The following is a 9777-nucleotide window of genomic DNA, read 5'->3' as shown; positions in this document are numbered from 1 at the left end:
TCATGCATATGTCAATGTATTTATTTACTATTTGCCAATATTTTTAAACGGGTTTTAAAAATTGTTATCGATGGAGGATTTGCCATGCAAACGGTCACTGTATCACCAAAATATCAAGTCGTTATACCAAGAGCAGTAAGGGAGGCATTGCGTCTTCGCCCTGGTCAAAAAATGCAGGTTGTAGAATATGACGGACGGATAGAGTTTATCCCTGAACGAGATATTACAGAGCTTCGCGGATTCCTCAAAGGCATAAATACTGAATTCGAACGAGAGGCAGATAGAATATGAATATCGTCGATTCTTCCGGTTGGCTTGCATACTTCGCAGACGAGCCGAATACAAAGCACTTTCTGACCCCTTTGAAAAGATACGCCTTCGCTTGTTGTCCCAGCGGTGACGATCTACGAGGTCTTCAAGGTCGTTCTTCGGGAATCCAGTGAGAATGAAGCACTTCAAGCGGCCGCTGCCATGCAAAAAGGAACAGTTGTGGATCTAACAGCACAGTTTCCTTTTCTTTCCCTGACAAGTGATGTGGTAAAGGGCGTTGGAATAACTGATGCGTAACTGATGTTTACTTCAGACGGCCTTCCGCCACTGCCCAGTTTATGTTTTTAAAGAAGGCCTCGATGTAGTCAGCCCGCTTAAGCCCATAATCGGTCATGAAGGCATGCTCAAAGACGTCTATGACTAGAATCGGGCCACATCCAGCAGGGTGACCAACATCGTGCTCGTTTATCCACTGGCTAAAAAGCTTCCCCGTTAAACTGTCCTGGTACAAAATAACCCAGCCGATGCCACGCATTGTTGCCGTGCCTTTGAAATCTTTCTCCCAACTTTCGTAGCTGCCGAAGTCCTCCGCCAGCTTCTTAGCCAGTTTTCCCAACTTATCCAATGCTGCCTTACCACCGAGATTAGCGAAGTAATACTCATGCAACCTCATACCGTTGAATTCCCAGCCCATCCGCCTCTTCATCTCAGCGTATTCCGGCATACCCACCCTGCCGTCTTTCAGCATCGCCGCCAAAGTATCCATGAGCTTGTTTGTATTGGTCACATAGCCCTGATACAAGGTAAAGTGGTCCTTCAGCAATGTCTCGCTGAAGCCCTCCATCCCGATTAACTTGCCGTAATCCTTTGCTCCGTAAGCCATCTTTTTCCTCCTTTCTTAAGTCTTATTTTTCTGCTTCCTTAAACAGATCGCTGAACACCTCATCATGATATATTTCGTGATCCTCCATCCGCATTAGCAGCTTTTTGAGGGAAGGTGTGGTTACTTTTCTGGCCGCAAGGTCATACTCGGCAGCTACCTTCTTAGAAGCAGAGTCTCATCTTGTCATTAAGCCCCTGTTTTCTGGCGAAGCTATTAACCGAGACCATAAGTCGCTCCGAGTATTCCCTGCTGGCATTTTCCTCAAAGAGAATCCTCTGGTACTTACCGATCAGGTAAGGAAAATGCTCCTTGAGGAGGCTCTGGAGCGACGGCCAGATCCCAAAACGCCGGTTAAGCCGATCAACGTAGAAATAATCGGTACCAACTTCCTTGACCGCTTTTAGCAGCGGGGCCATGTTTTCTTCACTGTCCGAAAGATAGGGAAGCAATGGCCCGAGGAAGATATAGGTGACAATTCCCCTTCTCTTTGCCTCTTCAAGGAGACTCAGGCGCTCAGCGGGAGGTGAAGCCTTAGGTTCGATGAGCTGGCATAGACCCTCGTCGAGAGTGGTGATAGTTACCCCAAATTCTACCCCTTCTCTGGCTTCCAGTAAGTCGAGGTCGCGACCTGCCAGCGCACTCTTGGTTAGGATGGTTAGCCGATAACCATAATGAAGCAAGATTTCCAGACACTGTCTCGTCAGGCGGTAGCGCGCCTCCCGGGGCTGCCAGCCATCACACACGGAGCTTATGAACACCCTGCCCACTCTTTTCCGCTTGACCTCTCTTGTTAGGACGTCAGGGGCATTTACCTTGACGTCAACAAAGCTTCCCCACTCTTCACCGGGATGAGAAAACCTGGTGGCAAACCGGGCATAGCAATAACAGCAACCATGTTCACAACCGGCGTAACAGTTGACCGCGTAGTCGGCAAGCCCCGACTTATTGAGCGCCGACCGGCACTCCACCTCAGTTACCCGAGGGCCCTCTTCAACCGATGTAACCATATCTGCTGTCCCCTATCTGTAAACCCCGGTTACAATATAGCACTAAAGTTGAGCCATGTCATCTGTAAGGGCAGGTACCCATGAAAAAAAGGGGGCACCTTTTTATGTTGAAATAACTTGAGAATAATTTCTTGTTTATCTTAAGGGATTAAAAATGCTGGAGGGGGGCGGTGATTAGTGATGACCAGGATATTCAGCGATAATAGTGGAAATCAATACCATACTTTGCAGCTCTATAGGTGAATTTTCGTTCTGTAATACCAATGAGCCGTGCTGCCTTTGCCATATTGCCCCGGGCGCTTTTCAATGCCTCAACAATTCTCTCCCGCTCGAGGCTCTCCACGGTTTCTCCCAGTGATCCGCCGGGTGCGTTATCAGGTTTATTTACGGTTTGCACAGAAGGTGGTAAGTGATTGTTCTGAATGATGTTTTCCTCGCAGAGAAGCACGGCCCGCTCCATGCAGTTTTCAAGTTCCCGCACATTACCCGGCCAGTGGTAGTTCATCAGCGCATCAATCGTCGTTTTGGAAAAGCCCTTGATATCTTTCTGATTCTCAGCGGCATATTTTTCAAGGAAGTAATCGGCCAGGAGGATGATATCTGTTTTGCGTTCCCTCAAAGGGGGAATATAGATAGGAAAGACATTCAACCGCCAGTAGAGATCCTCCCGGAATTCTTCCTTTTCCAAAGCTTCCTCCAGGTTTTTATTGGTGGCCGCAATGATCCTCACGTCGGTCTTTATGGTATCCGTGCCACCAACACGTTCAAATTCCCTTTCCTGGATTACCCTCAGTAACTTTACCTGAACATCCATACCAATGGCGCCGATTTCGTCCAGGAAGATGGTACCTCTATGGGCCAGTTCGAATTTTCCCACCTTCTGTCGAATAGCCCCGGTGAAGGCGCCTCTTTCATGACCGAAAAGCTCACTTTCAATGAGATTGAAGGGCAAAGCGGCACAGTTCACCTTCACAAAGGGATCCTTTGCTCTCGCACTGGCATAATGGATCGCGCTGGCTACCAGCTCCTTGCCGGTGCCGCTTTCCCCTCGCACCAGCACGGTGACGTTGCTCCTCGATACCTGGGAGATCATCTGGAAGACCTCCTTCATCCTGCTGCTGTTTCCCACAATATTGGTAATACGGTATCTGTTGGCAAGCTCATCCCGAAGCCTCTGGTTCTCCTGTCTTAACTGGTCCCTTTCCCAGTAAATGGTTTCCAGATTGATAACATGCTGAGCAATCATGGTGGCAATGACGGAGAGTAGCTTTTCTCCATCTGGCAGAGAGAATGATTCATCATACGGACGATCTACGCTCAAGGCCCCGACAACATGGGCGCCCTTTTTGATGGGAACACAGATAAAGGAAAATTCCTGATCCACCCCTTTTCTTCTTGTCGCCGTGCGGTTCAGAAAAAGTGGCTCCTCGCTGATTTTCGGGATCACAAGGGGATTGCCGGTGGCGATGACGCGGCCGGTTATCCCCTCACCAACCCTGTATTTTCCCCTTTCAATTGCCCCTTTTGTGAGGCCGTGGGCTACCTCGATACTGATCTCATCCCGGAGGGGATTCAGAATCGTTATGGTACCACGAATCATACCCAGTGAAACGGCAAGGATGTCCACTACCTTATAGAGTGACTTCTTAAGGTCGAGGCTCTCATGGAGCGCCATGCTTATTTCGTAAAGAAGCTTTAGTTCCTCAATGTTTTTCATCAAAGCCGTGGTCCTTTAATAGGCATATAAATTTCCGTAAGGCCTGTGGGTATAGGGCGCAATTCGATGAAACTCTTCCTTCAGGATTTCCTGCAAATTCAGATTGAATGCCCGGCAGAATTCTTTTAAATATGGTTTTATGGTCTCCATTTCTTCATCAGTTGCCGGATCCGGTTTAAGACCGGCGCCAAGGCGATGCTGCTCGACCGCTCCCCGGACATAGATGGCGCCGCCATGCATCCCTGTACCCACAAAATTACCCACAGATGGACGTCCGTTACCGGTCTTTCCGAACATATCGAGGAGGATAATCATACCGTCCGCCATGTACTCTCCCAGAAAATCACCGGCCTTGCCCCCGATAATGATAACGGGGATCTTTTCCCGGTATGCCTTCATATGGATGCCAACACGATACCCCACGTCGCCATGTATATATATCCGTCCCCCCCTCATGCCGTAACCGATAATATCGCCGGCCATGCCTTCTATCACAATCCTGCCGTCATCCATCGTATTTCCCACGCCGTCTTGGGCATTTCCGTGTACGGTGATCTCCGGCCCCTTCATAAAGGCGGCTAAGTCCTGGCCGGGAGTGCCATAGATATTCATTCTGATCTCTTCTCCGATTCCGTCTGCGATATAGCGCTGTCCATTCACGTTTTTCAGAACAAAATCCTTTTCCCCTGCTGCTACGGCGGAACGGATTACCTTATTCAGATCTTTATAATATACTCCTTTTGCATTTATTTCCATATCCATCACCTTTTTACACAAATATTTCCCTTGCCGGAAAGCGCCGATCTCAAGGGTGGGGACATTCACATTTATTAATACAAAAGGACACCAGTGTCCAGCTCGGTAATAACCGGCTCCCCGGCCTTGGGGGCCCATACCCTTTCCGGATCCGGACAGATTTCCCGGATCGCCGATTCCTCACTGGCCATATAGACGGTATCTCCCTTCTCCGCCGCAATTAGAGGCCGCAGCTTGATCCGGTCATTCAGACCCACCAGCCCTCCATTGTAAGCGAAGAGGATGGCAAAAGGACCATTAAGTAACGCACTGCCGTAGACCATACGGATAGCCGTACAGAGTCTCTTTTTCTTTTCGTCCATCCGTTCAATTTCCTGCCAGAAGGGAGGGGCGAGGGCAAGACAGGCCACCTCGATGGGGAGATGGTTCCTTCTGATCAAAAGATCGAGGAGGTAGGCCACCACCTCGGTATCTGTCAGAAGTGTGCAGTGATAACCAAACATCTCCAGATAGCGCTTATTGATCCCGTACGAGGAAATCTCACCGTTGTGAACGATAGACCAGTCCAGGATGGTAAAGGGATGGGCCCCGCCCCACCAGCCGGGTGTGTTGGTGGGAAAGCGGTTGTGTGCCGTCCATATGTAGCCGTAGTATTCTTCAAGACGGTAAAAATCGGCAATATCCTCCGGATAACCAACCCCCTTAAATGCCCCCATATTCTTGCCGCTGGAGAAAACATAGGCCCCGTTTTTGTCCCGATTGATCTTCATGATCAGTTGCACGATGAAATCATCCTCGCCAAGCCCCCTGTTGAATGTCATCCCTTCTATCTCAGAGCGGGGCTTGACAAAATACCGGTTGAGAATCGGCGCTTTGGCAATCTTCGGGTGGCGACGTGTGGGTATCCTCTCCTGATGAGTGATGTAAACCGTTTCCTTCAAAAAATTCTCCACCCCCTCTATCGCCGCTTTATCGTCGTACATGATATGAAGGGCATAATAATCCCTAAAATCAGGATAAATCCCATAGGCTGCAAAGCCGCCTCCCAGACCGTTTCCACGATCATGCTGGGTGGCAATGGAACGTACAATAACCTCCCCGCTTATCCGCCTGCCATTTTTATTGATGATGCCTGAAAGGCCGCAACCCGAAATATCTTTTTGGTAATCGAAGCCCAAACTTTCACCCTCCTGCCAATTTTAGATTGAAAGGATTCAAGGATTCGAGGATTCAAGGGGTCAAGTGAAAACCTAATTTCTTCTTCTCTTCTTGAACCCTGGAATCCTTGACCCCTCGAATCCTAAATTCATGGATTTACGGCCAGCATTTTCTTCCGGACCTCCACCGGCAGATTGATAAGACCGAAATCATCCTTTAAAAGTTCCTCCTTGAAACTTTCGCAATCAATGCGGTTCAAGATGAGACCTGTAAGTATCCCCGCTCTCTGGATCCGGCCAACCAGCACGGCGCCTGCAAGGAGATGATCCTTAAGGACAATCTTTCGATAGAGGTTCCTCTCCGGCAGATACATGTGTCGCACCTCATAGTTTTCACCTACAGGATTGGAAAGACCGATAGAGACCGTGGGGATGCCGTAAAACTCAATAGAATTCATGGGGATGCTGCCGCGATACGCGATTTTTGCCCCCGCCATATTGAATCCCGCATATTGACCCTGAAGGTAGGCGACAGGCCAGATCGGTGTCACCCGCCTCTGACCAAGGAGGAGATCGTGGGCCTCTGCCACGTCTCCGGCGGCATAGATGCCGGAAACACTGGTTTCCATAAAGTCATCCGTCAGGATGCCCCGGTTGGTTTTAATTCCTGTTCCCTCAACTAAAGATATATTGGGCACTACGCCAATAGCGATTACCACGGCTTCACAATCCCGTCTCGTGCCGTCGCTCATGATCACCGCCCTTATATGGCCATTTTCCCGAACAATTTCCGTTGCCGAGTTTTGGAGAATGATCTCCATTCCCATTTCCGTCAGATGCTTTCTGATGATCTCACCGGCGATGGGGTCAAAGGCCGTGCTCAGTATCCGGTCGGCCAGCTCCACCACCGTAACCCTGATCCCCCGATCATGAAGGCTTTCGGAAACTTTGAGACCGATCAGGCCTCCCCCGATGACCACGATCTTTTTCGCCTTACCGATCAGGACCTCGATCTTCCGGACGTCGTCAAGGGTCGTAAAGGTGTAGACATCAGGCCCATCCCTTCCGGGAAGGGGCGGCATAAAGGGGATGCCCCCTGTGGCGATGAGGAGCCTGTCGAAGGGAAGCATCCTTCCATCACTCGAGGCGACCTTTCGCTTGTCAGGAAGAATTTGTACAGCCCGCATTCCTAATAATAATTTGACACCCCTCAGATCGTAATAATCATCGGAACGATAAAAGATATCAGACTCATGAATCTTTCCGGCAAGCAGATGGGAAATGAGGGGACGTCCATATACCTTATATGGTTCGGCGGAGACAATCGTAATGGGACTTGCGGCATCCCACTGACGGATACCTTCCACTGCCCCGATTGCCGCCACACCGTTTCCTATAATGACGTACTCCACGCCGCTACCTCTCTTCAAAAATCAGTGCCCGATTCGGACAGGCCTCCACACAGGCCGGAATGGGCCGCTCAGGACAAAGATCGCACTTAATGACCGTCTTCCTGACGGGGTTTTTCCTGATGACGCCATAGGGACAGGCCATGATACATGACCAGCAACCCATGCATTTTTCCTCTAAGTGACGTACCACACCGCTCTGATAGTCCTTAACCATCGCCCCTGAGATACATGCCTGCACACATGGTGGTTCGTTGCAGTGTCTGCAGCTTACGGAAAAGGAAATCGCCCCCTCCTCTTCCACCAGGTTACGTGCCGTAGGTCTCGGGGTCTCTGCCTTGAAGGCTTTGATTATATCCTTCGATGCGGAATGCTCCACGATGCAGGCTATCTCACAGAGATGACAGCCGATACAAACCTCTTCCCTCGGATAGACCCTCTTCATCCGACCTTATCCTCCTCAAGCCCCGGCGTGCTTGATGCCAAGGATCTGAAGTTCCACCTCGTTCAATCCTATGCCCCGCAACTTTTCCCTGTTCCCGCGGAGACTCTCCAGCGCGTTTATGCCCATGCCGCCGAGCATCTCCTGAATTTCATGGCCCCAGGCCCGGATAAGATTTGCCAATTTCTCGTGGGCAATCTCCGGGTTGATGCGTTTGGCCAGATAGGGGTCATTGGTGGCAATTCCCCAGGGACATTTTCCGGTATAGCAGCGTTGACAGACCGTACAGCCCACGGCGATCAGGGCTGCCGTGGCGATATAAACGGCATCAGCACCGAGGGCAATAGCCTTCACAACATCGGCGCTGCAACGGATGCCGCCGGCCACGATGAGTGATGCCTGGTTTCGGATACCCTCCTGGCGGAGCCTCTCATCTACCGAGGCCAAGGCCAGTTCTATCGGGATACCCACGTTGTCCCGGATCATGGTGGGGGCGGCCCCTGTGCCGCCACGGAAACCGTCCAGGGCAATCACATCTGCGCCGGCCCTTACCATACCGCTTGCGATGGCTGCCGAGTTGTGAACGGCGGCAATCTTTACAAAAACTAATTTCTGGTAGTCCGTGGCTTCTTTCAGGGCATAGATGAGTTGTCTCAGTTCCTCGATAGAGTAAATGTCATGGTGGGGCGCCGGTGACAGGGCATCTGTTCCCTCAGGGATCATGCGGGTCAGGGATATCTCCGGTCCGATTTTTTCGCCGGGGAGGTGACCGCCGATACCCGGTTTTGCTCCCTGTCCGACCTTGATTTCAATGGCCACCCCGGCGTTCAGATAATCGCGGTGCACCCCGAATCTGCCGGAGGCGCACTGGACAATTGTATTCCTCCCGTATCTATAGAGGGAAGGATGCAACCCCCCCTCACCGGTGTTGTACAGGATCCCCATTTCTTCCGCCGCCCGGGCAAGACCGCAATGGATATTGAGATTAATAGAACCGTAAGACATCGCGGAAAAAAGAAGCGGATACTCAATGGGAATCTGAGGGGTAAAGGTAGTCTTTAACTCATCCCCATTGATGATCTCAATGGCGTCCGGTTTGGCGCCGAGGTAGTTCCGGAGCTCCATAGGCTCACGGAGGGGATCAATGGAGGGGTTCGTCACCTGGCTGGCATCGAGGAGAATCCGATCCCAATAGACGGGGTAGGGAGAGGGATTTCCCATACCCGTCAGGAGTACTCCACCGGTGGCGGCCTGTTTGTATATGTTCTTGATATGCCAGGGTGTCCAGAGGGCGTTATCACGGAAATCAGATGGGTTCTTCTTGATCGTGATCGCACCGGTGGGACATAAGGCCTCGCAGCGGTGGCACCCCACACACCTGGTTTCGTCTGCCCTCATCTCGTCATGCCTCTCGTCATAACCGTGGACACTGTAGGAACACTGACGGAGGCAGACCTGACACTGGATGCATTTATCCGGATTCCGTTCGATGACAAAATCGTGATAATTCTGATTCTGGTCGTAGTAGAGCAACGCTCCCGCTCCTCTTTGTTCCTTTTCCAACTACCAGTTCAAAACTGGTAGCCGGTAGAGACAGGTGAACGCAATAGTCGGACCAAAACAAAATTTACAACAATTTCGTCATGTTAACTACAAAGATATCTTTTGGGCGCCTGAAAAAACAACATTTTTGTATAATAAAGGGGAGGAAAAGGCTGTTTTTGTAGAAATGGGGTTACTGTAAATACCTGGCGATAGGAAGGGACCAAATTGAGGAGACCTTTTAGAAAGACGTGGTAAGGATCAAACCACCATAGAGAAATGAGCTGTCCCTGTCGGCAGGAGTTGTACCTTTTGAACCACGGCCCTTCATTTCGTTTCTGGCGTCGTTACAGAGGGGGAAGACATAGGAAATGGTGGGTGCTACGGTGAGATACTCCCCCACAGATATAGGGAGACATGCTGAAATCACCCCATCATGGAAGTTGTTGTATTTTTCACCTGTAGGCAGGGCACTGTCGTCATATTCTGGATAGGTAGAGGCATCCTCACTCTTCAGGTAGCTGGCGGAAGCACTGATATTAACCCTACAACGTAATATATAAATATTTAATGTTGTAATCATTTATGTTCTTT

Annotated in this window: 11 protein-coding genes; 2 read left to right on the top strand and 9 right to left on the bottom strand. The window is 50.3% G+C overall.

Annotated features, from left to right (window positions below; genetic code table 11):
• Together QMD03_09410 and QMD03_09405 are read left to right on the top strand one after the other, a co-directional pair.
• On the top strand, positions 1–291 hold a 291-nt coding region (locus QMD03_09410; GenBank protein MDI6777428.1), incomplete at its 5' end, for an AbrB/MazE/SpoVT family DNA-binding domain-containing protein.
• A gap of 105 nt (positions 292–396) precedes the next feature.
• Positions 397–567: a hypothetical protein gene (locus QMD03_09405; protein MDI6777427.1), complete on the top strand. Its 171-nt coding sequence runs from the start codon at positions 397–399 to the stop codon at positions 565–567.
• A 7-nt stretch (positions 568–574) separates the two neighbouring features.
• On the opposite strand, the gene QMD03_09400 is transcribed toward QMD03_09405, so the two are convergent.
• The 9 genes from QMD03_09400 to QMD03_09360 form a co-directional block, all read right to left on the bottom strand.
• Positions 575–1153: a Fe-Mn family superoxide dismutase gene (locus QMD03_09400; GenBank protein MDI6777426.1), complete on the bottom strand. Its 579-nt coding sequence runs from the start codon at positions 1151–1153 to the stop codon at positions 575–577.
• Between the two features lie 161 nt (positions 1154–1314).
• The gene (locus tag QMD03_09395; GenBank protein MDI6777425.1) at positions 1315–2160 is read right to left on the bottom strand and encodes a radical SAM protein; all 846 of its coding nucleotides are present in this window, start codon (positions 2158–2160) and stop codon (positions 1315–1317) included.
• A gap of 193 nt (positions 2161–2353) precedes the next feature.
• Positions 2354–3877 (bottom strand): sigma 54-interacting transcriptional regulator, encoded by a 1524-nt coding sequence (locus QMD03_09390; protein MDI6777424.1) that lies wholly within the window; start codon positions 3875–3877, stop codon positions 2354–2356.
• Between the two features lie 15 nt (positions 3878–3892).
• Positions 3893–4633 (bottom strand): hypothetical protein, encoded by a 741-nt coding sequence (locus QMD03_09385; protein ID MDI6777423.1) that lies wholly within the window; start codon positions 4631–4633, stop codon positions 3893–3895.
• A gap of 74 nt (positions 4634–4707) precedes the next feature.
• Entirely contained in the window at positions 4708–5811 is a 1104-nt protein-coding gene (locus QMD03_09380; GenBank protein ID MDI6777422.1) for a glutamine amidotransferase family protein, read from the bottom strand.
• Positions 5812–5939: 128 nt separating this feature from the next.
• Positions 5940–7202, bottom strand: a complete 1263-nt coding sequence (locus QMD03_09375) for an FAD-dependent oxidoreductase (GenBank protein MDI6777421.1) — start codon at positions 7200–7202, stop codon at positions 5940–5942.
• A 4-nt stretch (positions 7203–7206) separates the two neighbouring features.
• Positions 7207–7644, bottom strand: coding sequence for a 4Fe-4S dicluster domain-containing protein (locus QMD03_09370; protein MDI6777420.1), 438 nt, complete (start codon positions 7642–7644; stop codon positions 7207–7209).
• 15 nt (positions 7645–7659) lie between these two features.
• A complete protein-coding gene (locus QMD03_09365) occupies positions 7660–9204 on the bottom strand; it encodes a glutamate synthase-related protein (protein MDI6777419.1) in 1545 nt (514 codons plus the stop codon).
• Positions 9205–9424: 220 nt separating this feature from the next.
• Complete coding sequence (locus QMD03_09360; protein MDI6777418.1) at positions 9425–9766, bottom strand: hypothetical protein; 342 nt, start codon at positions 9764–9766, stop codon at positions 9425–9427.
• Positions 9767–9777: the final 11 nt, after the last annotated feature.

It is taken from the genome of Syntrophales bacterium, from assembly GCA_030018935.1.
GTDB lineage: Bacteria > Desulfobacterota > Syntrophia > Syntrophales > CG2-30-49-12 > CG2-30-49-12.
This window is presented reverse-complemented; position numbering and strand designations above follow the sequence as displayed.

Coding starts and splice junctions, on each gene's coding strand:
- QMD03_09400 (MDI6777426.1), bottom strand. CDS start 1,153: ATGGCTTACGGAGCAAAGGATTACGGCAAGTTAATCGGGATGGAGGGC.
- QMD03_09395 (MDI6777425.1), bottom strand. CDS start 2,160: ATGGTTACATCGGTTGAAGAGGGCCCTCGGGTAACTGAGGTGGAGTGC.
- QMD03_09390 (MDI6777424.1), bottom strand. CDS start 3,877: ATGAAAAACATTGAGGAACTAAAGCTTCTTTACGAAATAAGCATGGCG.
- QMD03_09385 (MDI6777423.1), bottom strand. CDS start 4,633: ATGGAAATAAATGCAAAAGGAGTATATTATAAAGATCTGAATAAGGTA.
- QMD03_09370 (MDI6777420.1), bottom strand. CDS start 7,644: ATGAAGAGGGTCTATCCGAGGGAAGAGGTTTGTATCGGCTGTCATCTC.
- QMD03_09360 (MDI6777418.1), bottom strand. CDS start 9,766: ATGATTACAACATTAAATATTTATATATTACGTTGTAGGGTTAATATC.